The sequence below is a fragment of the Enterococcus sp. DIV0240d genome, assembly GCF_051711245.1.
GTDB classification, from domain to species: Bacteria; Bacillota; Bacilli; order Lactobacillales; family Enterococcaceae; genus Enterococcus_D; species Enterococcus_D casseliflavus.
On sequence record NZ_JBIOMG010000001.1, the window covers coordinates 2,302,516 to 2,324,974 of the forward strand.

17 protein-coding genes are annotated in these 22,459 nt (G+C 43.3%); 1 reads left to right on the plus strand and 16 read right to left on the minus strand.

The window, feature by feature from the left end; genetic code table 11:
* Nucleotides 1-180 precede the first annotated feature (180 nt).
* The 14 genes from IGJ25_RS10890 to recQ form a co-directional block, all read right to left on the minus strand.
* Nucleotides 181-1,512 carry a 6-phospho-alpha-glucosidase gene (locus IGJ25_RS10890; protein WP_060792192.1) on the minus strand — a complete coding sequence of 444 codons (1,332 nt, stop codon included), beginning with the start codon at nucleotides 1,510-1,512 and terminating at the stop codon, nucleotides 181-183.
* Nucleotides 1,512-3,140 (minus strand): PTS transporter subunit EIIC, encoded by a 1,629-nt coding sequence (locus tag IGJ25_RS10895; RefSeq protein WP_115232480.1) that lies wholly within the window; start codon nucleotides 3,138-3,140, stop codon nucleotides 1,512-1,514. The genes IGJ25_RS10890 and IGJ25_RS10895 overlap by 1 nt, the downstream gene beginning before the upstream one ends.
* A gap of 162 nt (nucleotides 3,141-3,302) precedes the next feature.
* On the minus strand, nucleotides 3,303-3,881 hold the full coding sequence (locus IGJ25_RS10900) for a hypothetical protein (RefSeq protein WP_225001070.1): 579 nt from the start codon (nucleotides 3,879-3,881) through the stop codon (nucleotides 3,303-3,305).
* A gap of 13 nt (nucleotides 3,882-3,894) precedes the next feature.
* Nucleotides 3,895-5,538, minus strand: a complete 1,644-nt coding sequence (locus tag IGJ25_RS10905; RefSeq protein ID WP_016610972.1) for a hypothetical protein — start codon at nucleotides 5,536-5,538, stop codon at nucleotides 3,895-3,897.
* An 18-nt stretch (nucleotides 5,539-5,556) separates the two neighbouring features.
* Nucleotides 5,557-6,432, minus strand: coding sequence for a carbohydrate ABC transporter permease (locus IGJ25_RS10910; RefSeq protein ID WP_005236529.1), 876 nt, complete (start codon nucleotides 6,430-6,432; stop codon nucleotides 5,557-5,559).
* A 12-nt stretch (nucleotides 6,433-6,444) separates the two neighbouring features.
* Nucleotides 6,445-7,392, minus strand: coding sequence for an ABC transporter permease (locus IGJ25_RS10915; protein WP_016610970.1), 948 nt, complete (start codon nucleotides 7,390-7,392; stop codon nucleotides 6,445-6,447).
* Between the two features lie 48 nt (nucleotides 7,393-7,440).
* Nucleotides 7,441-8,367 carry an ROK family protein gene (locus IGJ25_RS10920; RefSeq protein WP_181409206.1) on the minus strand — a complete coding sequence of 309 codons (927 nt, stop codon included), beginning with the start codon at nucleotides 8,365-8,367 and terminating at the stop codon, nucleotides 7,441-7,443.
* A gap of 13 nt (nucleotides 8,368-8,380) precedes the next feature.
* On the minus strand, nucleotides 8,381-9,382 hold the full coding sequence (locus IGJ25_RS10925; protein WP_225001069.1) for a LacI family DNA-binding transcriptional regulator: 1,002 nt from the start codon (nucleotides 9,380-9,382) through the stop codon (nucleotides 8,381-8,383).
* A 222-nt stretch (nucleotides 9,383-9,604) separates the two neighbouring features.
* Complete coding sequence (locus tag IGJ25_RS10930) at nucleotides 9,605-11,749, minus strand: glycoside hydrolase family 3 N-terminal domain-containing protein (RefSeq protein ID WP_438779319.1); 2,145 nt, start codon at nucleotides 11,747-11,749, stop codon at nucleotides 9,605-9,607.
* 302 nt (nucleotides 11,750-12,051) lie between these two features.
* Nucleotides 12,052-14,400, minus strand: coding sequence for a lectin-like domain-containing protein (locus tag IGJ25_RS10935; RefSeq protein ID WP_249850244.1), 2,349 nt, complete (start codon nucleotides 14,398-14,400; stop codon nucleotides 12,052-12,054).
* Between the two features lie 44 nt (nucleotides 14,401-14,444).
* On the minus strand, nucleotides 14,445-14,810 hold the full coding sequence (locus IGJ25_RS10940; RefSeq protein WP_225001066.1) for a hypothetical protein: 366 nt from the start codon (nucleotides 14,808-14,810) through the stop codon (nucleotides 14,445-14,447).
* A 551-nt stretch (nucleotides 14,811-15,361) separates the two neighbouring features.
* Nucleotides 15,362-16,105, minus strand: coding sequence for a MurR/RpiR family transcriptional regulator (locus IGJ25_RS10945; protein ID WP_015509932.1), 744 nt, complete (start codon nucleotides 16,103-16,105; stop codon nucleotides 15,362-15,364).
* A 57-nt stretch (nucleotides 16,106-16,162) separates the two neighbouring features.
* Nucleotides 16,163-16,582: a GNAT family N-acetyltransferase gene (locus IGJ25_RS10950; RefSeq protein ID WP_081116619.1), complete on the minus strand. Its 420-nt coding sequence runs from the start codon at nucleotides 16,580-16,582 to the stop codon at nucleotides 16,163-16,165.
* A gap of 57 nt (nucleotides 16,583-16,639) precedes the next feature.
* Nucleotides 16,640-18,406: a DNA helicase RecQ gene (gene recQ, locus IGJ25_RS10955; protein WP_010749536.1), complete on the minus strand. Its 1,767-nt coding sequence runs from the start codon at nucleotides 18,404-18,406 to the stop codon at nucleotides 16,640-16,642.
* Nucleotides 18,407-18,524: 118 nt separating this feature from the next.
* Between recQ and IGJ25_RS10960 the strand changes: the two genes are divergently transcribed.
* On the plus strand, nucleotides 18,525-19,640 hold the full coding sequence (locus IGJ25_RS10960; RefSeq protein ID WP_225000998.1) for an NAD(P)/FAD-dependent oxidoreductase: 1,116 nt from the start codon (nucleotides 18,525-18,527) through the stop codon (nucleotides 19,638-19,640).
* Between the two features lie 90 nt (nucleotides 19,641-19,730).
* On the opposite strand, the gene IGJ25_RS10965 is transcribed toward IGJ25_RS10960, so the two are convergent.
* Together IGJ25_RS10965 and IGJ25_RS10970 are read right to left on the minus strand one after the other, a co-directional pair.
* Nucleotides 19,731-20,741 (minus strand): plasmid pRiA4b ORF-3 family protein, encoded by a 1,011-nt coding sequence (locus tag IGJ25_RS10965; protein ID WP_015509935.1) that lies wholly within the window; start codon nucleotides 20,739-20,741, stop codon nucleotides 19,731-19,733.
* 66 nt (nucleotides 20,742-20,807) lie between these two features.
* Nucleotides 20,808-22,346 carry a zinc ABC transporter substrate-binding protein AdcA gene (locus IGJ25_RS10970; RefSeq protein ID WP_231472591.1) on the minus strand — a complete coding sequence of 513 codons (1,539 nt, stop codon included), beginning with the start codon at nucleotides 22,344-22,346 and terminating at the stop codon, nucleotides 20,808-20,810.
* Nucleotides 22,347-22,459 lie beyond the last annotated feature (113 nt).

A 22,459-nucleotide genomic window follows, 5' to 3' on the forward strand; every position in this document is an offset into this window, starting at 1 on the left:
ACCATAGTTAGTGGCATATTCTAGTATACCTGTCTGATCGTTTTGTTGATAAGACGTTTCGTGGTGATTTTCTTCAGAGAATTATCCTTCCACAACAAAAATCAAAAAAGAGAAAGATTCTTGGAGAATCTTCCTCTTTCAGTTATCCAACCAGCGAATGTTTCGCAAATGTGAAACAAATCAAGACAATCCTGGCCAGTAATCACCATTTTCCGAGACCAAATCATCGAGTAACTCTTTGGCTACTTTTGCGCTAGGAATCGTTTTGGAAAGGCTTAACGCTTGCCACATTTTTTGATAGCTCTTTTCCACATATGCTTCGACCACTAATTTTTCCACAGTCACCTGTTGGAACATCAGCGCTTGTTGGAAGGCAGGAATTTTTCCTTGAGCGAGGGCTTCTGGTCCATCAGAACCAACGATACATGGCACTTCCACCATGGCATCATCTGGGAAGTTCGCAATCGCGCCGTTGTTTTCCACAATCATGACCATTCGCTCATGCGTATTAAAAGCGATGGCGCGTGCCAAATCAACGATAAAGGTTGCATGGGCATCAATCTCAAAGGCGATCCCTTCAGCAGATCCTTGGGCAGTGATCTTTTTGGCATGATCGAACACTCGTTTTTCCCGTCCTTCCATCACTTCATTGGAACGCGTATACTCTGGATGTTCTTTCATGTGTTCGTAGACGTAATCTGGGTATAAATAATACTTCAAGTACGTATTTGGCAGATATTCTGGTGTGAGCGCCAAGAGGTCTTTGGCTTTTTTGTGGGTGTCTTGCCAACTTGGGTCAGTATGTTGGGTATCCACTTCGATCTGCGTCAAATAGCCGTGTTTTGCAACGTAGTCACGAATGGTTTGAATGTACTCCGTGCCTTCTTTGTCTTTGACGCTGGTCCACCAGCCAAAATGATTCAAGCCAAAGTAGCGAACTTCTAGTTCCTCTGGCTGTTTGCCAATGATTTGCGACATGCGACGCAACGTGCCCACGGGCATGTCACAGATATTCAGAACCTTTGATTTCGGACGCAAGACCCGACACGCTTCAGCTACGATTGCAGCTGGATTGGAATAATTCAGCATCCAACAATCGGGGGAATATTTTTCCATGTAATCAATGATCTCCAGCATACCAGTGATGCTGCGCATCCCATAAGCGATCCCTCCTGGTCCACAGGTTTCTTGGCCAAATACGCCATGACGCAAGGGGACTTTTTCATCTTTTTCCCGCATGTCATACTTTCCTACTCGGATATGCGCCATACAGAAATCGACATCGCTGAAGGCTTCTTCAGGATCCGTCGTAAACGAAAATTCGATTTGCGGTGCTTGTTCTTTTAATAAAATCGCTAGGGCTTCACCAAGGATCGCTTGGCGTGCTTCATCATTGTCGTATAGTTTCAGCTTTCTTAAAGGAAAGCGTTCTTGATTGTCAAGCAGCATCATAACGATTCCCGGGGTAAAAGTACTGCCGCCCCCTGCGATCACTACTGAAAAATTTTTCATCATTCAATCTCTCCTTCTCTTCCAAGATAATTTTCTAACTCTTCCCGCACTTTCGGCACGGTCAACCCATAGACGACATGGACATTTTCACCGTTTTTGATCACGCCTTTGGCTTGTGTTTCGTCTTTTAGCAGTGCTTCATCCACGAGTTCAGGATCCTTTAGTTTTAAACGTAAGCGGGTATAGCAGTTGTCGATGGTTTTGATATTGTCATCGCCACCTAGCGCTTTGGTGATGATTGCTGAGATACTTGTTTCACTAGTTGGACTAGGGGCGGCTTGGTCACTCGCCATGACCCCGACACCTGCTCCAGCAAGTTGTTTTTCTTTGTACTCTTTCTTCGAATACAGTTTGGTCTCTGCCCCTTCTTCTTCACGACCGACCGTTTTCAAATTCAGTTTCGTGATCAAAAAGCGGAACAAGAAGTAATAAAGAAAGAAGAAGACGACCCCGACGATCAAGTACACTGGCCAGCGAGTTTTCTCGATCCCTAATGGCAAGTTGTACAAAAGAAAGTCAATGAAGCCATTCGGTCCGATGGCGCGAGAACCAAAGAGATTTAACGCCACCATGCTCAAGCCGCTAAGGGCAGAATGAATGACGAACAAAACAGGTGCCACGAACATAAAAGAAAATTCGATCGGTTCAGTCACACCTGCAATAAAGGAAGTCACAACTGCGGGAATCAAAATGGCTTTGACTTTGACTTTATTTTCTGGTTTTGCCGTTTGATACATCGCCAAACAGGCACCGATCAGTCCAAACATTTTTGAGATCCCACGAGCGTCCCAAATGACACTTTGCGATAATACGCGGACTGCTGGGTCAGCAATTTCCGCAAAATAAATATTCCGTGCCCCTTCAAAGACTTGACCGCCAACTTCTGCGACACCGCCTAATGAAGTATACAAAAACGGCGTGTAGATCAAGTGATGCAAGCCAGTTGGAATCAATAAGCGTTCTAGCGTACCATACAAGAAGATACCAAAGTTGCCCGTTTGTTGAATGATGCCGCCTAAACCGTCAATGCCAGTTTGTATTACTGGCCATACAAACGTGGAAACGATGGCTAGCAACACGACGACCGGAATCAAGACAATAAAGACGAAGCGCGCGCCACCATAAACTTGAAAGGCATTGTTAAAGCTCGTATCGATGAAACGATTGTGGACCAATGCCACGACGATTCCTAAAATGATGCCAAGAAAGACCCCCATATCCAGCACTTGGATCCCTAAAACGATCGCTTGCCCTGAACCTTGAAGTGCATCGGCTGGAACCAACATCCCCCGAAGCTCCATGAATTTGTTCATGGCATTTAAGAAGACGAAATATCCCAACAACGCGGTAAATCCCGCTTCAGCCTTTTTCTTATTGGCTAGCCCTAGAGCGATCCCAACACAAAAAATAATGCCTAAATTGGTTAAAATCGGTAATAAGGAAGCGGATAAGATACTACCAAAACCGGTGGTTATCGGATTATCCAAAAAAGGAAACTGCTCAAGCAAGCGGACATTTGTAAACACATTCCCAACGGCAATCAATATCCCTGCGATCGGCAAAATCAAAACGGGCACAAACATTGCCTTGGAGAATTTCTGCATCGCATCCATCACTTTTTCTTTCATTGAGAAAACTCCTTTGTAGTTGATTTGTAGGTTCATTATAGGAAACATTTGTTACTAATAGAATAGCAAACGTTTTCAATTCAATGCGTTTCAAAGATTGGAACATGTTTCATCCTGTCTACTTCCTTGCTAGTGGCGAATACAAGCAAAAAACAGAGTGAATCAAGATTGATCCACTCTGTTTAGATGCAACACTTTTTGATAAAAATACAAGGGCCCAGACAGACAAAACAGATAGAAGATACTTGGTGCTGATTGCCATGTGAAGAAATAGCCGATCTCTGCTAGGACTAAAATTCCGATCCCTTTATGGTAGTGCATCATCGTAAAGAAAAAACTACTACGAAAAAGGTCAAACAGGTTTTGCCGATCTTGCAATTTTGATTGCATCACATACAGGTTAATGTTGTAGGACAACAAAAATGTAAGAAAAATGATGGTCAAAAAAGAGAAAAACAATGAATTCGTCAAAGCAGCAGAACGCCACAAGCTGAGTCCGCATAAAAATGAGAAGAGATTGAAGACCCCTAATGGTAGGGTCTTCAACAATGCGTTTTTGCTGTTTTTCAAGAAGGGGCGTAGCAGTTTTGCTTCAGGATGTTCATAAGCATCTACGACCGCTCGCATAGCTGCAGGAAACGTGATGATCGGAAACGACACCACCAAAAACAAGAGATTCAAAACCAGCATACGAAAAATAACTTCGCAAAGACGATAAAAACGACTCTCTAAAGCAAACATCACACACACACCTTTAGTTTAGTTTTTCAATATTTTCAGCGATTTTCTCATTTCGGTAATCAACGATTGCTGACCACCCATTGTTTTCTCGTTCTTGTAAGTAGTCTTCCCAAATCTGACGTCCCGCTTCTTCAGAGTCTGCTTGAATAAAGTTGACCAACGCTTGCACTCTTGCTGTGTTGATGGAAGTGAGGTTTCTTGCTTCAGAACCGGTGCGAGGATCAATGTCTTCGATCTCAAAACGTGGTGCTAACTTATCTTGAGACCATTCCACCATCTGACGAATCGATGTAGCTGGTTTTTGTCCCATTTGGATAGCATAATTGTCATTCCCAACAAACCAATAAGAACCTAGCCCAACTTCCTTGTCAAAACGAGCTATGTCCGAATTTCGTAAGGCCTCTGTTTCCTCTGAGTATTCAACCACGCCATCTACGAGGTTGTATGTTTCCCCTTCAATCCCAAAGGTCGTGACCATCGTGCCATATTCACTTGCCAAATAGGTCAAAAGCTCCATGGCTTTTTGGGGTTCTTTTGTCGACGTCGTGATAAAGGTTTGTGTCCATCCACCAATATTTCCGCCAGTAAAAGTGGAATCATCGCCATTCGAATTCTTCGGCCCATCGACGGCAATATAGGTTTGTTCAGGATTACGGGCATTATTGTCTGACATGAACTCATTGAGTCCTTTCGTGTTTGTATGCAAGTAAGCAAAGTAACGGCCCTGCCCTAGTTTTTCTTTCATCGTGTTGTCATTGTCTGAAAATTGGTCGTTGGTGATGTATCCTTCATTGTAAGCTTTTCTAAAAGTCTCGATCCACGTGATATACTCCTCATCAGCGTCTCGATCATTGAATTGCCCATCAACACTTGGTGCAATGCTTAGAAAATCTTGCAAAGTACCACCATAAGCGCCATCCCCGCCATTGGAAATATCTAATGCAGTCGAAGCAAATGGGACTAATGCAGCACCATCATCTGCTGTCGGAAATGCTTCTTTTGCCCGTTTTAACGCATCTAAAAATCCTTCGGGCGTCGACATATCAGGTTCACCCAATGCTTCGTAAATATCTTTGCGGACAATGAAGACTTGATCTCCCACTACATTGCCGTCCTCATAATCTTGCGCAGTCGTTGAAAAGCTTGGGTATCCATAGATATTGCCATCTTCTAAAGTAAACCATTGAACAGATTCAGGCTTCGCTGCATGTTCTAGGAAATAAGGATCGTATTTTTCTGCCAAAAGATTCAGTGGTAAAGCAAATTTCGTCGCTTCGTTTGCAGCAGATAGATTTTTATCGAAGGTCATGATATCTGGCAGATCGCCTCCAGCTAACATCGTGTTAAGGTTCTCATCATTCCCTGAAATAAATTCGACATTGATATTCATATCTTCTTTGATTTTTCGCGTCACAGTATCTTTTCCCCAACCTGGCTGAGCATACCAATCAAAGTTGACATACCACTTCAAGGTCGCTTCATGGTCAGTGTCTTTTTGCCAGCTTGGGGTATCTTTGTCTGCTTCAAAGCGAGCTTCTGGCAGATCTTCTACTACAGCAGCCCCTTTTGACTCGCTGTTGGAATTACCACAGGCGCCTAATACCACGACTGATGTACATACGAGACCGATTCCTAAGAATAATTTGCTTGCTTTCATTTTTTTCTCTCCTTTTGTCTATTCTTTTACTGATCCAAGAGTCATCCCTTGAATAAAGTACTTTTGTAAAAATGGATAGATCACGACGACAGGAACCGTCGTTACCACCATAGTTGCTAATTGCAGTGACTGAGAAGTCGTATTTCTGACCACATTGGTGCCTGTTGCTACTGCAGGCGATAGATTTTCCGAAACGATCCGAAATAGTAGCATTTGTAAAGGATATAAACTACGATCATCAACATAGATATTGGCGGTCATGTAGTCGTTCCACTGAAAGACGCCGTGGAATAATGCGATGGTTGCCAAAACTGGAAGGGACAATGGCAAAATGATTTTTACGAAAATAATAAAAGGATTGGCGCCATCCATCATGGCAGATTCTTCCAGCGAAAATGGAATGCTCCGGAAAAAATTCATCAAAATCACCATGTCGTAAAAAGAAAATAAAACAGGTATGATGTAAACCCAAAAATTATTTAACAAGCCGAGTTCTTTAAATAAGAGAAAGGTAGGAATCATCCCTCCAGAAACGAACATCGTTAAAATCCCCATGTTCATATAGATTTTCCGCCCCATTAAGTTTCTACGACTCATCCCGTAAGCAACCATCGCCGTCAGTGCCGTATGCAAAACAACACCAATCACTGTTTTTGCAACTGAGATGACAAAGGCTTTATAGATCGCAGAATCTTCAAAAACGGTGTAGTAACTTTCTAGTGAAAATTCCCGTGGCCAGAAATAGATCCCCCCTCTTGCGGCATCGGTTGCATCATTGAAAGACAAGGCGACGATATTCCATAGTGGCAACGCAATGATGGCTAAGAAGAACACCATGAAAATCACATTGGCAGTATTGAAGATCTTCTCATCTTTTGAAAATGTTTGTTTCATACTTTCCCTCCTCTAAAAGACTGATTCATCACTGATTTTTTTTGTCAAAAGATGACTACCGACCACAAGGATCAATGAAACAACCGACACAAATAGACCAACGGCGGTCGCATAGGAGAAGTCTCCTTGTTGAATCCCCATTTTATAGACGAATGAATTAATGACTTCACTGGACTGATAATTGACAGGGTTTTGTAAGACGAGTGTTTGATCGAGGTTTGAACCCAATAACCCACCGACTGACAAAACAAATGTCAAGGCGATAATATGACGGATCGAAGGGATCGTGATCCGAGTGATCTGTTGAAACTTCGTGGCGCCATCCATTCTCGCTGCTTCATAAAGAGCTGGATTGATCCCTGTCATAGCAGCAATGTATAAAATCGTATTCCATCCAACTTCTTTCCAAATATCGGAAATGACTGCAATCGCCCAATATTTTTCGGGATCAGTCAAGAAGCGAATCGGTTCATCGATCAACCCAACACCTAACAGTAAATTATTGACCAAACCGGTATCAGACAACCACGTAATAAACATGCCTCCTAAGATGACCCAAGAAAGAAAATGCGGCAAATAAGACACCGTTTGAACGACCTTCTTCAAGCGCACATGAACGATTTCATTGATCAATACCGCTAAGCCAATCGCTGCTGGAAAACCAATCAGTAGTTTAAAAAAGCTGATGCCTAACGTATTACTCATCACTGTCCAAAACATTGAATCACTAAAAAATTCTTGGAAATATTGGGTACCGACCCACTCTGCATTCGCGATCGAATCAAGTACTGAGTAATCTTTAAATGCGATGACGATCCCGTATAGTGGGATAAAATTAAAAATAATCATCAGGATAATCCCTGGCCAAACCATTGCTTGATAAAAACTTTGGCCTTTTAGTTTCTGCAAAAAGGTTCTTTTCTTTGGGGTTGCTTTAAGTACGACTCCTTTAGATTCCATTGTTCCACCCTTTCTAAAACGCTTACTTTTTCATCTGAAGGAAATGAGTTACTTCCTTCGTTGGTTCATCAACTGATAGACCGCACCAATCATACCTGCATCGTTTTTTAATTTTGCACGTCGAATCGGTGCAATCGTGCGTCCTTCTAAGTAACCAATACTTTCATGGCGAGCTTTTAGCTGACAGAGGTTCTCTTCAAGCCTTGCCATAAACCCATCATTTTCACTGATCCCACCACCAATCAAAATCAGCTCGGGATCAAATGTACTGATCAAATTGAGCAAGCCCACCGATAAATCTTGAAAAAACTGTGCAAGCACTTGGTTCGCTACCACTTCTCCTTGCGCTCCTCGCTGAAAGATCTCCACCGCATCTTGAGGGAAATCACTCCGACCAAGCTGTTGAAGTGCCAACTGGTACTGATGGAAAAGACCACCCACGACAGCAGCTCTTTGGTTCAAGGAAACAGTTTCTAAATTTCCTTGGTCAGGTAAGCTATCGATCAGCATCCATCCGAATTCACCTGCCATGCCATGGCTGCCGCGATAGAGCTGATCATTAACAATGATCCCACCGCCAATGCCTGTACCGACGACAAGGCATAGATAGTTCTCACAGTTCTGTGCGTGCCCAAGCCATTTTTCAGCGATCGCCGCTGCATTGGCATCATTTTCAACCATGACCGGTAGCTTGACACGTTCTTCTATTTCTTGCTTTAAATTGATTCCATAAAGGGATTTGATTGATCCTGCTGTAATCATCGTGCCATCTTTTTGGATGATGCCCGGTGCGCTAATCCCGACACCATCGACTATTGCTTCTTGCTGCAATGATTTGATCAATGCTGTGATGGATTGCAAAAATCCCTCCTTTTCATGGATCGTCGGCATCTGTCCTTTTTTGACAATTTCACCGTTTTTCAAGATCACACCATATTTGATGGTGGTTCCTCCAACATCGATTCCAATAAACATTGCTTCACCCTCATTATTCATTTACTTGTTTTGTCGATTGATTGATGCACAATTCCCCTGATAAAACGTAGGAGATCCCAATGGCATTTTCCTCAATCATTTCGATCAAGTGTTTGACTGCCGTGACCCCTTGCAATTGGATTGGATTTTTCACAGTCGTCAACCGAGGCATGAAATAGTCCAAAAGATCGATGCCATCAAAACCAATTACGCTGAAATCATCTGGCACCCGCCACTTGGTCTCATGGATCGCCTTGACCGTTCCGATCGCACTAAGATCATTTCCCGCCAGAAACGCTGTGGGTAAATCTTTCTGCTCTAACAAAAACTGTTGCACACGGACTCTCGTTCGTTCTTCTTCAAAGAACCCCTGTAATTGATAGTCCGACCGTTTAGAAACCCCTGCCTCGTTTAATGCTTCTAAATACCCTCTTAAGCGCTCATCACTATCATAAACACCAGTGATACCACTGATAAAGGCAATTTTTTTGTGGCCAAGTGACAAAAGATACTCGGTGGCTGCTTTTCCTTTTTCGAAAGAATCAAAGACTACACTGCCGAAGTTCTTCTCTTGGATGTTTCGATCGATAAAGACGGCTTTGATTTGTTCTCGTTCCATTGCAGCCAAATCCTGCTTCGTTAAAAAATCTTCAAAGCCAATAATGCCATCAACAACACCGCCTAATATACTATTGAGAACCACTCGTTTATCCGTGGATAAGAAGACATTGACCGCATAACCATGTTTTTCTGCCTCTCTGGCAATCGCTTCAACTAATACGCTAAAGTAAGGCCCTTTCATGCTGGTAGTGTAGAAACCGAGCATTTTCGTTTTCGTGTTTTTCAATTGTTTGCCCATTAAATTGGGAACATAATGCAAACGTTGTGCTGCCGCCATCACGCGTTCTTTCGTAGCTGGACGAACAACATCGACACCGTTGAGTGCTTTAGAAACCGTCGCAATCGACACATTTGCTTCTTTCGCCACTTCTCGGATCGTGATTCGATTTGCCAAATGACCCTCACCTCCTAAACTGATCCCACAAAAATAAAAACGTTTTTATTTTATCGGAAAAATGAACGACCGCTTCCTCACTGGTCATCTGATAATCCAACTATATATAAAAACGTTTTCATCCACAATGATTCTAGGGCTGATTGGCGTTTGTACCAGCAACTTGAAACCTGTGCCATCATGGTACAAGTTGTACCTACAAAAAAAAGCCTCGAAAGGCTTTTAAATCGTGAGCGTACCAATCAACTTCGCTGAGGCAGCAGCAAAGCCAAGGTATAAAGAAATCGTACCAGGATCACTTTTTGTCGAGAAATCGGAATGAACATAAGCAAAATCCTCTGGTATAACATAGAATGAATGCTGCCTTTCTTCGGCTGCAGCAAGATGGATTTTTTGCCATTGTTTTAATTCCCGCATCGGTCGCGCTACTTCTGTAACATCGTCTCTGCTATAGAGTTGCAGTGTCGTCGTATGCGGCACATCTCCCTTATTTTTCAGCGTGCAGCTGATCTCAAATGGTGCATCCTTTTCCTGAGGATTAATGATTTGGGTGTGGGTGATCGTGCATCGACCATAGCCCATTCCCGAGCCAAAAGAAAACAATGGCTCATTTTTTTCATCCATATAACGCGAAATATATTTTTGATCACTATTCTCTTCAGTCAGTGGACGCCCTGTAGAGAGTTGCGCATAGGTCATCGGTAATTGGCCTTCTGCTCGAGGAAAACTCATAGCTAAACGTCCTTGCGGTTCAGACTCGCCCATCAATAAATCTGCCAACGCATTGCCTCCTTCTGATCCAGGGAACCAAGCAATCATGATGGCTTGGCAAAGAGGCTCGATGGCGGTCAAAACCAGTGGTCTGCCACAGAAAAGAATCGTTGCGATCCTAGGATTGACCTGACTTACTGCTTCAATCAATGCTTCTTGCTCTCTTGATAAAGAAAGTTTGGTCAGACTTGCCGCTTCTCCCGCTTCCTCGCTAGTTTCCCCCAGAGCCAATAAAACAACCTCAGCTTCTTTAGCAACTTTACACGCCTCATCAATAAAGGTACTCGTCAGCATTTCCCCATCAGGATACGATAAGACAGTTAAGTCAATTTCTTTTTGAGAAAGACCCTCCGCTAAGGAGACCGCAGCCTCCGGTTTGCCGATCCACGACCAAGCCCCCAAAAGATCCTTCGAAGCTGCTTTGGGGCCGATCAACGCGACCTTTTGCTTTTTCTGCAACGGTAACAGTGCTTGGTTTTTCAGAAGAACCGTTGTTTTCTTTGCTGCTTCTCGTGAAAGGTGGCGTGTTTCCTGCGCTAATTTTGGTGCTAAGTTGCCCTGCACTAATCCTCTAAAAGGGTCTTCAAAAAGACCCAACTTATTTTTTAAGCTTAACACATGAAAGACAGCCTTATTTAGCTGCTCGTTCATTTCAGGTTCTGCATGAATGATTTGTTCCAATGCATTCAGATAGCAATCACTCATCATATCCATTTCCACGCCAGCAGTAAAAGCTTTCTTTACGGCTTCCTTTCGATCAGCAGCGACACGATGCGCCATCAATTCCGCTACCGCTGCCCAATCTGAGATGATCAAGCCGTCGAATCCCAGCTTTTGTCGTAATACTTCCTGCAATAAGGGTTGATTTGCGGTGGCAGGAACACCGTGGATCGTATTAAAGGAGGTCATTACTAATTGTGCCCCTGCTTCAATCGCAGCCTGAAACGCGGGCAAATAATTCTGATAGAGCTCCAGATCGGACAAATCAACGGTATGGTAGTCCCGTCCACCTTCTGCAGCGCCATAGCCGATAAAGTGTTTGACACAAGCGGCAATTCGCTGTTTATTTTCTGCAAGGGAAGCAGTTCCTTGATACCCTCGTACATAAGCAGCCGTCAATACAGAAGATAAGGTGGGATCTTCCCCATTACTTTCCAAGACCCTTCCCCAGCGCGCGTCTTTGACATGATCCGCCATCGGTGAAAACGTGACATGGACACCAGCTTCTGCCGCTTCTTTCGCTGAAGCTTTAGCAACCTCTTCCACTAACTGTGCATCAAAGGAAGAGGCTAAGGCAAGCGGAATTGGGAAAATCGTTTCATACCCATGGATAACATCTGCCATAAAAACAAGGGGAATTTTTAAACGACTTTTCTCAAGATAAGACGTTTGGATGGCATATACTTGTTCAGCAGTATGAGTGCCCAACACAGAACCAATCGTAAATAATTGGTCTTCACTCATTTGCCATTGCTGCATCGGACCCGTGATTTCTCCTCCTTGTGCAAAAAAATCTGGCGTCAGTTGGACTAACTGGCCCACTTTTTCAGCTACGGTCATTTGGTCAATCAGTTCTTTTAGTTTTACGGTCTCCACTATTATTCTCTCCAATCATTCGGTTCTCTTCTTTTGCTTAAAAAAAGCCCTATTTGCGCCTTCTTAGCAGAAGCAAAAAAGTATCTATTCCTTTCATCCAGTATAATTAAAAACGTTTTCAAAAAAAGATAGTGTTCCTACTTTGGTGCAACTCATGGGAAAAAGGAAAAATCTTCATCATGGTACAAGGTGTACCACAAAAAATCGATCGCACCGAATCCCCTGATACATCCGACATTTTCTCTTCCATGATTCTAATAAAAAGAAGCTGCAGCTAGTTGCAGCTTCTTTTTACTTTATTGTTAAGGAACAAATGAAAGTTCCCAGAGGATCGTTGCTGTATATCGCGTGGCTTGAGGTGCTGCACTCACTGGCACCTCAAGTTTCACACTTTGATCCATTGTTTCTCGATCGCCAAAGCGCTGGACCCAAGTGCCTCTACCTTCGTTGGCATTTGCTTGCGCAATCACTTCAGCCTGTCCAACAGTCAGGGTTGCTTGCGGTTTATACGTAGGGGGATCAGACGCATTTTCTCGAGTCGTTGCTACATCGATATTGTTTAACAAAATTCTAGCACCATTCAGTTGATGCCCTTCATCACTTTCAAAAGGGGTTCGTAAGGTTGCACGGAGGGTCCAACCAGAATTTTCCCGCCTCCGATCCGAAACTTGCACATAATTAGGGCGTAGATTATCATTTGGATCAGCCGGATGAAGCAGTTTTTGCGGTAAGGCATCATAGGTCGTCGTTTCTGACCGAATGCCAACTGTCCCAAACTGGAATTGGGAAACAAAATCCAAGCTGACAAACCCTTGTTCTTCATCAATCTCAGGCGGATTCTCAGGGTTTACTTGCGTATCCGGGTCAAGAGGATCTACTGGTTGCGGAGTACTTTCTAAACCATACACCAGCCAGTATTCTTGTTCATCTCGGGTGACTCTTGTTTCCAGCGGCTGACCGTCCCGCTCGTAAAGATATTGATAATAAGGAATTGGCAAAGGCAGGATATCAACCGATTCATTTACAAATTCTCCTTGATAGGTGGGTTCCCACAGTGCTACCCCTTCTTCATCTATGTGATTGATCTTGATGTTCGATGGCACGCGCTCAAATAAAAAAGTCACATCCTGATGGAAAGGCTGCGGCATAATGTCAAATGTATCTGGGTCAAAGTATTCTGCTTCATATTCAACACCATAATAGTCATACCCTAACTGATAGGGTTCATCGCTCTCTCGGTTCTTGGGGTCCAGTGTATGAAGAGTGCGTAAAGGCAGATCCAGTGTTTCAGCAGGAAGAATATGCTCCCCTGTCTCTCGATCCAGATAGTTTACATGGACGGTTCCAGTACCAATGTGATATTCCATCCAATCAAAAGTAAAGGTATGGCGATCACTTCTGGCACCTGTACTTCCAGTAATAAGAAAAGCCATCGCAGAAACATCCTCAGGTTGCCAATCACTAATATCTCTACGCCATGTCCGATTGTCATAATCGACTTGAAACCATCTCCCATTTTCATCCGGCTGATATTGAATAAGTACATCCAAATCATGTCCCAAGCGATTTCCAGCTCTTTGCGGTAATGCATCATTGCCCGTATAAGTCGCCATCGTTCGCGGACCTGTATGATAGATAAATCCAGCGAATGGCGCACCGCCAACAGATATTGGATCCCTAATCACCTCAAATCGATTCGTGAATTCATCAAAAACACTAGGTGTCGTGTTATAGTTATTGTCCAATTTAAACCCAAAGCCATCGATCAAACCGCCAATACCAAACGCATTTCCTGGATACCCGACTTCATCTGTAGCCGAATTGTGAAAGCCAAAAGCAATGCCATCGGCTCCGTCTAATCTCGTTCCGATATTTGCTTTGCCTTTTAGCATAAATGGATGATCCAAACTGAGCCTTTCTTTTAAAGTAACATTACCAACGTGATTTGGTAGATCGGGCGTTAACAGCACTACTCCTGTTTGCTCGTTATAAGTAGCTTTGATAGGTTCTCCTTGCAAATCAAAATGATCTAAGAAATCTGCTCGCTCAATTCGGATTTTAGCTGTAGGATCACTTCTATCATCCACTTCCGCCTCTTTCGCTGCCTCATCCGAAGCCTCGTCTACTTCTTCCTCTGGTGCAGCTTCCGCAGAATCATTTTCATCTTCGTCTTGATCAATATCTTCAATCACCGTGTTTTCAACTATCAGAAGCCGTTGTGACGCAGAATCGGCAACGATGATCTCATATTCTCCGATCGTATCCACAATAATCGGTAAGACAAAGGTGGTTTGTGGGGTCTCGCTGGTCAGCTGCCACACACCTTCGTTTTCTGTTTCTACAGCAGTTAGCCCCTCAATCAATGATTCCTGATCGATGATTACTTGTTCAGGCAAAGCGAGGTCCACCGTTTCAAGGGCATCTTCTGAGTAGAAGATAAAATCTAGTACATGATCGACTTCTCCTTGGATCATTTCTTCTGGAAAAGAAATTTCTCCGATTACGTCTTCAGCTGATTTTTCCTCTTGCTCATTCTCTGGGGTCCACGAAAAAATCGTCTCGGCATTCATGATCGTGAACGTCGTAATCAGTGGGAGTAAGACAAGCAAAACCAGCAATCCTTTATGTTTTTTACGAAAAAATGAGTTCATCCCATTCACTCCTAAATGTCATTCTCTTGTTTGTTTAATGGACGCTATCCCCAGTCAGGGGATGCAACTTTTCCTTTTCGAATGATTTGTTTTAACATATATAAGTCAAGCGCGATAATTAGCAAAAGACCGCCTAGGATCACCCAATCCAATCGCTGAACGGTGTTGGTCTGAGGCAGTTGTCCCCCCGGCTTCACCGTGTCTTGCGGCGGACGTGGGACTGGTCCTGTTGGCGGTGACGGTACTGGGGGATCTAGCGGTTCATATACTCCTGTAAACTGTACGGTCCCATCTGTTTCGGTTGATCGCAGCTCATTGCTGAAGCTTGTTATTGGAAAGCTGCATGCGACCCATAAGACGAGAAAGCCTTTTAGAAGTTTTGCTCGAAAAGGCGCACCTTTGATGTTCATTCTCCCTCCTCCTTTTATAGAATTCACTTCAAAAACCATCGTTTTTGAGACGTGTTATTTTATTTTGAGCGATATTTTTAATAAGGCTGGTAAACCATGCTTTAAAATGGTTTTCTCCTGTATTTCTTGCAAATCCTTTTATAATCCCAAAAACGATGGTTTTCAAACATGTTCTATTTATTATATCGTTGTTTGACTTTTGATAAAATTCACATTCTTCATCGAATGGTGAATATTGTGAATCTTCGTTATCTTTCGTGGCTCATTCCTTCCAAAATACTCGTCATTCTATAAAAATCTAGTGAAAATGACACGAATCCAAGTCATTTTTTACTGCACACTTTATCTCAACCCTCATTTCCCCTTGCTTGTCACTTTACTTTTTTTCATACAGCAAACTTTTCAAGTCGACTTTTAACGATACCTAAACCTATTTTTTTCTCTTTTTCCTAATAAAAAAAACAAACAGCCGAATCATTCCATCAAAGGAATCCCTTTTGATGGAATGAAGCTGTTTGTTGATTTACATGTGAATAAAGAGAAAAATCCGTTTACAATTCTTCTGCTGTTAACGAAAACTGACGAACCGTCTCTGATAAAGCTTCCACTAAGAAAAGACAAGGAATTTGCGTCGTCAAATCTTCATACTTGTTGATGCGTTTTACATCAACTGAATAGTCCAAGACATAATCGGACATTCGTCCCAGAGTGCTATTGGCGTCACTGGTGATCGCTACCGTGGTGAAGTCTGGATTGTTACGAAACCCATTGACGACTTCAATGATCTCGGTAGTCGTTCCCGTGATGGAAAGGACGACGATCATATTATCCGAAGTATGCTTCAGCTTAGCAAAAATGGGGTACGTATTATCCACTAATGCATAGCTATTAAACCCAATCGTAGCAAAACGGCGGGCAGCGTATTCACACATGGAACCAGAGGCACCGATGCCATAAAAAATGATGTTGTCGCATTCCAACATTCTTTCTGCGATCCGACGAATCTTTCCTTCAATATCTCGCGGAAAATGTTCAGCATTCAGGACATTCATGCTGCTATAAAAACTAACGGCATCTAATTCAGGGACTTTAAACTGGGTACGAAACTCCGTAAAGCTTTCGTACCCTAATTTACGGATAAAGCGCATGACCGAAGAAGCTGAAGTGTGGGATTCAAGCGCGATCTCCCGGACACGCATGTAAGGAATTTTATCACTTTGGCTGGACATGTAATGATAGATTGCACGATCGGTCTCTGATAACTCATTGAAATCGATTTTTCCAAAAAAAGACATGTTAAACGCTCCTATTTTTTTGTTCTCCTATCAATGTACCATAAGCAGGCAGAAACATCACAACTGTTTGACAAGGAACAATTCCATCGGCTGTTCAAATCCAGGACTTGTCAAAAGTAACCCACCGGCATCTTGGTAACCGAGTTTGCGATAGAAATGCTGTGCCTGCTCGTCGACTTGTGTAGAAGTCAAGCAAAGAGCGTGGCCAGCTGCTTTTTGCTGTTGTTCCCAATAAGTAACCAACCGTTTACCGAGTCCCTTGCCTTGATGCGCTTCTGCGATCACTAACATGGTACAAAAAGGAATCGTGTCCCAGAAAAAATTGTAGCGTAGCAACCCTACTGGCTGGTCGTCTGCAACTACAACATAAGCAGTTTTTTCCATTATCTTTTTGGCGAAGACTTCCGTTGGTAAGTGAGTATCCAAAGAAAACCAAAATGCTTGATCTGCAGCTACTGCCGGTCGAATCGTAATCACTGATGTTTCGTCCCTTCCTGCTGTCTTTTTTGTCTTATCTTTGAAAAATGGTCTATTTTAGTCACTTTCCGTCTTTTCGTATTCAGAAAGCAATGCTAAAAAGGCGTCGCCATACTTATCCAACTTGTTTTGGCCAACTCCTTTGATCTGTAAAAACTCGATCGGCGTTTTTGGCTGAACTTCCGCCAATTCTCGTAGTGTTTTATCAGAAAAAACCACATACGGCGGCAAATTTTGTTCTTGTGCGAGATTCAATCGTAAGGTGCGCAGTTGATCGAATAGCTCATCGTCCACCACTAACTGTTTGACTTTGGTTTGTTTTCTATAAACTTTTGCTTTTCCAAGCAACACATCAATCCCCGCATTGGTCACACTTAACAACGGGTATTGCCCTTCAGACGGCAAAAGATACCCTGATGCTGTTAAATAATCGATCAGCTGATTGACTTCCTTTTGGGACCAATCTTTCATTAATCCATAAGTTGGTAACTTTTCAAAGCCCCACTGTTTGACTTTTTGATCGCCTGAGCCAGTTAGCACTTTCCCCACCAGGGCTTTCCCAAAGCGTTCGCCCATTCGTTTCACACATGACAACACTTTTTGTGTATCCACTGTGATATCCACTTGTTCTCTTTCATCAAGACAATTGCTGCAACGACCGCAATCGGGACCATCTTCTCCGAAATAACGCAAAATATAGCGCTGCAAACACAGTTGGGTATGTCCGTATTGGCTCATCTCCCGCAACTTCAAGTATTCGTTTTGGCGATAAAGAATGTCTGATTCGGATTGATCGATAAAGAATTGCTGGATCTGCATGTCTTGCGGCGCATAAAGCAAGATCGCATCACTAGGTTCCCCATCTCGTCCAGCACGTCCTGCTTCTTGATAATAAGACTCCAAATTACCTGGTATCTGGGCATGGATCACGAAGCGGACGTTGCTTTTGTTGATTCCCATTCCGAATGCATTGGTGGCTACCATCACTTGTAGGCGGTCATAGAGAAATTCTTCTTGGAAAAAGGAGCGCTCTTCTTCTGAAAGCCCGCCATGGTAATATCCGACTGACACGTGTTCATGCTTCAACAGGTGATAGATTCGTTCCACTTCTTTACGGGTGCTGGCGTAAATAATACCTGATTGTCCTTGGTTCATTTTCAAATACGTCGTTATGTAGGTATCTTTTTGATCCTTGACGACTTGAAAAGCCAAATTTTCCCGCGCAAAGCCGGTCTTGACTTGATTTTCAGCTGGAATCGAAAGTAAATTTTCGATATCTTCGGCAACTTTGGGCGTAGCTGTTGCGGTAAGGGCTACGATCGTTGGCTTTTGTTCCCAATTGTCGATCGTTTCGGCGAGCCGCAGATAGCTCGGGCGAAAATCGTGCCCCCATTGGGAAATACAGTGGGCCTCATCGACGGCTAACAAAGCGATCGGCATCTGCCGCAGCGAATAGCGAAAAGCTTCTGAGTCCAGACGTTCTGGAGAAACGTACAGCAGCTTGATTCGTCCTTGGCGAGCTTCTTGCAAGCGTTGATTGATCTGTGCTCCGGTCAAGGAAGAATTGATGTAAGCAGCAGGGATCCCCATATCAACGAGGCTGTCTACTTGATCTTTCATTAAAGAAATCAAAGGGGAAATCACCAAGGTGACCCCATCCAGCAAGAGCGCTGGCAACTGATAACAAATCGATTTCCCGCCACCAGTAGGCATGATTCCCAAAACATTTTGTTGTGTTAAAATAGATTGAATAATCGTCTCTTGACCTTCACGAAACTGTGAATAGCCAAAATGTTCTTTTAAGACTGTTTGAATAGTTTGCATAATACCCTCTTTTCCATTTCCTTATTATACGCAATTAAGTACGCAAAGAAAACGGCATTAAGAGAACTTTCGCTTTTTATTCGCTTTTCATTGAAATCAACCAAAGGAGTCTTCTACTATGAAAAAAGTTGTGATTATCGGCGGTGGGATCGTTGGATTGACCCTCGCCAATTATCTTGATAAAACCAAATTTGACGTGACTGTCGTTGATTCCCTTATCGGACAAGCAACGTCTGCTAGTGCTGGCATCATCTCCCCTTGGCTCTCCAAACGCCGCAATAAAAAATGGTACCAGCTTGCACAAGACGGTGCCGCGTTTTTCCCACAATTGGTGCGGGATTTTGCATTAGATGAATCCATCTATGCCCCCTGTGGCACGTTGGTGGTGCGTCCCGAAAACGCGCTTCAGGAGCTGGCAGATCTGGCTGTAAGTCGCCGCAAAGAAGCGCCAGAAATCGGCGAGATCGAGTTACTGACAGGACCACAAACCAAAGAGGCACTGCCATTATTGAAGGAAATGCCCTCATTACGGATCTCAGGGGGTGGTCGTTTAGATGGTCGTGCTTATCTTGCGCACGTAAAAGGAGTTGCCTTACAGCAGCAAGTGACTTTTATCGAAGAAAAAGCCGAGATTTTAAGAAAGGACAGCCATTGGCAAATCAAAGCAAAGGATCAACTCCTTGAGGCAGAGGTTCTTTGTCTGACAGCTGGACCTGGATTGTTAGACTTGTTATCACCTTTGGGGTATCACGTTGATATTCGTCCGCAAAAAGGCCAATTGCTTTCCTTTGCTGCCAACTTGCCGACAGGTAATTGGCCAGTCGCCATGCTAGAGGGTGAAGGCGACTTGATCCCCTTCTCAAATGGTCAAATTTTATTAGGCGCTACGCATGAAAATGATGCTGGTAGGGATCTGACGCCTACGGAAGCTGCCAAGCAGCAATTGATGACAGGAATCGGTGCTTTTCTTGAAGATCCCGAAGCACTCTTTGCCACGCCTGTGAACATGCGCGTTGGCACACGTGCCTATACTTCTGATTTTGCGCCGTTCTTTGGGGAAGTGCCTGATGAAACGAATTTGTTCGCCGCCAGTGGACTTGGTTCTTCTGGGTTAACGACCGGGCCTTATATCGGTTATCTCCTAGCCAATCGGATCAATGATGGACGATCTCAACCAGAAAATTTCTTGAGCTACACAAAACCGATGACAGAATATATCAAGAAGCGTCTTTGACAGAAGACTAAAAAACCACCAGAACCGCTAGGGTCTGGTGGTTGTCATTGATAGTCTTGCAGAGTTACGATACAGTCTTCTAGCTGATCGCTAAACATATTCTCCTGTTTCCCAATAATCGAGTAACATTTCATTGATGATCTCGCGATCCAGTGGTTCTCGGAAATCGTCATCAAAGGCATCTTCAATTGGAACATCGCCAACAGCTTTGATACAAACTGGAACGACGGGATCTGGGTGATCTTCTGTCGTCAACACTTTTTCAATTTTGATCTTATGTGTCCAATCTGCCCCCATATCATAAATGTAGGTCATGGACTTGCAATACTGAAAATCTTGGTCAATACCGGAAGCATCCGTTGGTACGGAATTGCCTAAGCCGATCGATTTCGAACCGGCAATAAACAAGTACAAATGTTGATTCATCCACTCAAAGGCAATCTGGATCAAAATATGCAGCTGCTCATAAGTCAGCCCTGCAGGAATGATCAAACGACGCCAAATTGGCGGACGGTATCCTTCTAAATCAATACGGATCTGATAGGCGACTGGTCTATTCGCCGCTTCATCAAAGGCCGTATGTTTCGTTGGAAATGGGACGATTTTTGGCGAGATTGCAGCAATACGCGGGTCATCAACGGGCAATAGTTCATGTTCTTCAGGATCGGTGTCTTGAATCATCGCTAACATCGCTTCTTTCTTTTCAGCTGACCAAAACTGGGGTTTGGACATCCGTGCGAAAAAGATAGGTTGTTTTTCAGCCAATACAAAGGCGATTTCTTGGTATTGTGATTTGGTGATATGCTTTTCTTTATACATGCAGTAATAAAAGTCTTCAATGGCTGTTTTGGCAAACGGAAGAAAATTTAAACTGTACGGTACTTCTTGAGGCAGCATTTCGGTATACACCGATTCGACAAAGACTTTGTCTTTTAATTTAGTCATGCCACCATCTGTTTCCGCGCAAAAGATCAAGTAAAAAACAGGATCTAAGTAGTGTTCAAGATCGTCGTCACTAACCACACTTGGTCCGCCATACAAATCAACGTGATCCATCATACGGTCAATCACTTTCGCTAATTTCTTCAATGTTTTTTCCAAAAAAATTCTCGCTCCTTCCTATCAAGTTTACTTTGACGAAAAGAGCGAGGATTGTCAATCTTTTTTTTAATGGGAAAGCATTTCCTGTGCAATTTCTAATCCGCTCATCCCAGTTGGATAATAGGTTGGCCAATGATCCATTTCTTCTAATAAGGCTTCATGACTATCATTGCCGAAGTAGATATGGAAATGATGGGACGCACTTGGTGCGATCATATGGTCGCTGAATTGGATGTATTTGAATGCCGCATCTTCGTCAGTGCTTTCAAACAAGAAACGTACGCCCCGATTACCAGCGGAATAGTTCAAAATCTCTTTGCCAGTATACACATAATTTGCTTCTTTCTTCGTACCATCATCGAAGATAAACGTCATTGTATTGTCTGTGATCTTGATCTGAGCAACATCTGTTTGATAACCGGTCGTATAATACTCTTTGTATTCGTCAGCCGTCATTTTCTTGTCCATTTTTGCTTTATAATCAAACACTTGGTCTAATGTTCCGTCTTGTAAAAATGGATACACGGATTGCCATTCTCCTGCCCAATCAGATAAGGGACGATCTTGAACATCTGCATCTTCGAAATAGCCGTTATAAACCGTTTTTTCTTTTTCGGCTTCCGCTATTTCTTTGTCATTTGCTACATCGGTCGTTTTTCTCAAGGCATCACGGTTTTGTTCCATGATCGAAATATAGTCTTCCCCGTTATCCATTTGTTCTTGGGTCAACCCTTCTAATGGATTCAAGACAGCCAGTTCGACACCTGCTTCTGAAGCTAACGTTCGTGCAATGCTGTCTTTGGCATTTTCTTCAAAGTAAATCGTTTGGATACCTGTTTCTTGAACGAACTCTTTTAGTTCTGCGATTCGTGAAGCGGAAGGTTCCTCGCTTGGTGAAAGACCAGAGATCGGTACTTGGGTCAACCCGTATTCCAATGCCAAATAACCAAAAGCTGCGTGCTGGGTCACGAAGTGATTTTGCGCTGGATTGCTAAACGCTTCTTCATAAGACGCATGAAGCTCTTGTAACTTCGCTAAATAATTCGCAGCATTTTCTGCAAAGGCTGTTGCTTTCGCTGGATAAGCCTCACTTAGTTGGTCACGGATCGCCTCTACTTGTTTCATGGCTAAGCTTGGTGCTAACCAAACATGGGGATCCAATTCATGGGAATGACCATCGTCGCCATGATCGTGGTCATGATCATGATCCTCGTCTCCTGGAAGTAAGACCATTCCTTCTGTGGCTTTGACCACTGTCACATCGCCATCATTTAACGTAGCTTCAATCGAAGGAACCCACATTTCCATGTTTTCATTGTTGTAGACAAAGACATCCGCATCTTGGATCTTTGCCATGTCCTTTGCAGAAGGTTCGTAGTCGTGGGAATCAGTGCCTGCGGGCATCAATAATTCGACCTGCCCTTCCTCCCCTACGACTTGGCGTGTAAAATCATACATCGGATAAAACGTGGCCATGACCTGAATTTGTTCATTCTCAGAAGAGGCGTTTCCTGACTGCTCCGTAGCGTCAGATCCACCTTGACCACAGGCAGTCAATGCGAGGGCTACTGCTGATAACATCGTTATTTTAAAAAACTTCTTCATTTTCTAACTACACTCCTTTTATTTTTCCTCTTTTTCTTTCCCTTGGTAAAATACTGATAAATCAATTACGATTTACAAAAACAAAACGTAACGTTTACGTTTTACCATCGGTT

What these genes read in the sequence shown, in the direction of transcription:
- recQ (WP_010749536.1), bottom strand. Translation starts at nt 18,406, where the DNA reads ATGCAAACTATTCAAACAGTCTTAAAAGAACATTTTGGCTATTCACAG.
- IGJ25_RS10905 (WP_016610972.1), bottom strand. Translation starts at nt 5,538, where the DNA reads ATGAAAGCAAGCAAATTATTCTTAGGAATCGGTCTCGTATGTACATCA.
- IGJ25_RS10945 (WP_015509932.1), bottom strand. Translation starts at nt 16,105, where the DNA reads ATGTCTTTTTTTGGAAAAATCGATTTCAATGAGTTATCAGAGACCGAT.
- IGJ25_RS10920 (WP_181409206.1), bottom strand. Translation starts at nt 8,367, where the DNA reads ATGTTTATTGGAATCGATGTTGGAGGAACCACCATCAAATATGGTGTG.
- IGJ25_RS10970 (WP_231472591.1), bottom strand. Translation starts at nt 22,346, where the DNA reads ATGAAGAAGTTTTTTAAAATAACGATGTTATCAGCAGTAGCCCTCGCA.
- IGJ25_RS10910 (WP_005236529.1), bottom strand. Translation starts at nt 6,432, where the DNA reads ATGAAACAAACATTTTCAAAAGATGAGAAGATCTTCAATACTGCCAAT.
- IGJ25_RS10940 (WP_225001066.1), bottom strand. Translation starts at nt 14,810, where the DNA reads ATGAACATCAAAGGTGCGCCTTTTCGAGCAAAACTTCTAAAAGGCTTT.
- IGJ25_RS10890 (WP_060792192.1), bottom strand. Translation starts at nt 1,512, where the DNA reads ATGAAAAATTTTTCAGTAGTGATCGCAGGGGGCGGCAGTACTTTTACC.
- IGJ25_RS10960 (WP_225000998.1), top strand. Translation starts at nt 18,525, where the DNA reads ATGAAAAAAGTTGTGATTATCGGCGGTGGGATCGTTGGATTGACCCTC.
- IGJ25_RS10935 (WP_249850244.1), bottom strand. Translation starts at nt 14,400, where the DNA reads ATGAACTCATTTTTTCGTAAAAAACATAAAGGATTGCTGGTTTTGCTT.
- IGJ25_RS10895 (WP_115232480.1), bottom strand. Translation starts at nt 3,140, where the DNA reads ATGAAAGAAAAAGTGATGGATGCGATGCAGAAATTCTCCAAGGCAATG.
- IGJ25_RS10900 (WP_225001070.1), bottom strand. Translation starts at nt 3,881, where the DNA reads ATGTTTGCTTTAGAGAGTCGTTTTTATCGTCTTTGCGAAGTTATTTTT.
- IGJ25_RS10915 (WP_016610970.1), bottom strand. Translation starts at nt 7,392, where the DNA reads ATGGAATCTAAAGGAGTCGTACTTAAAGCAACCCCAAAGAAAAGAACC.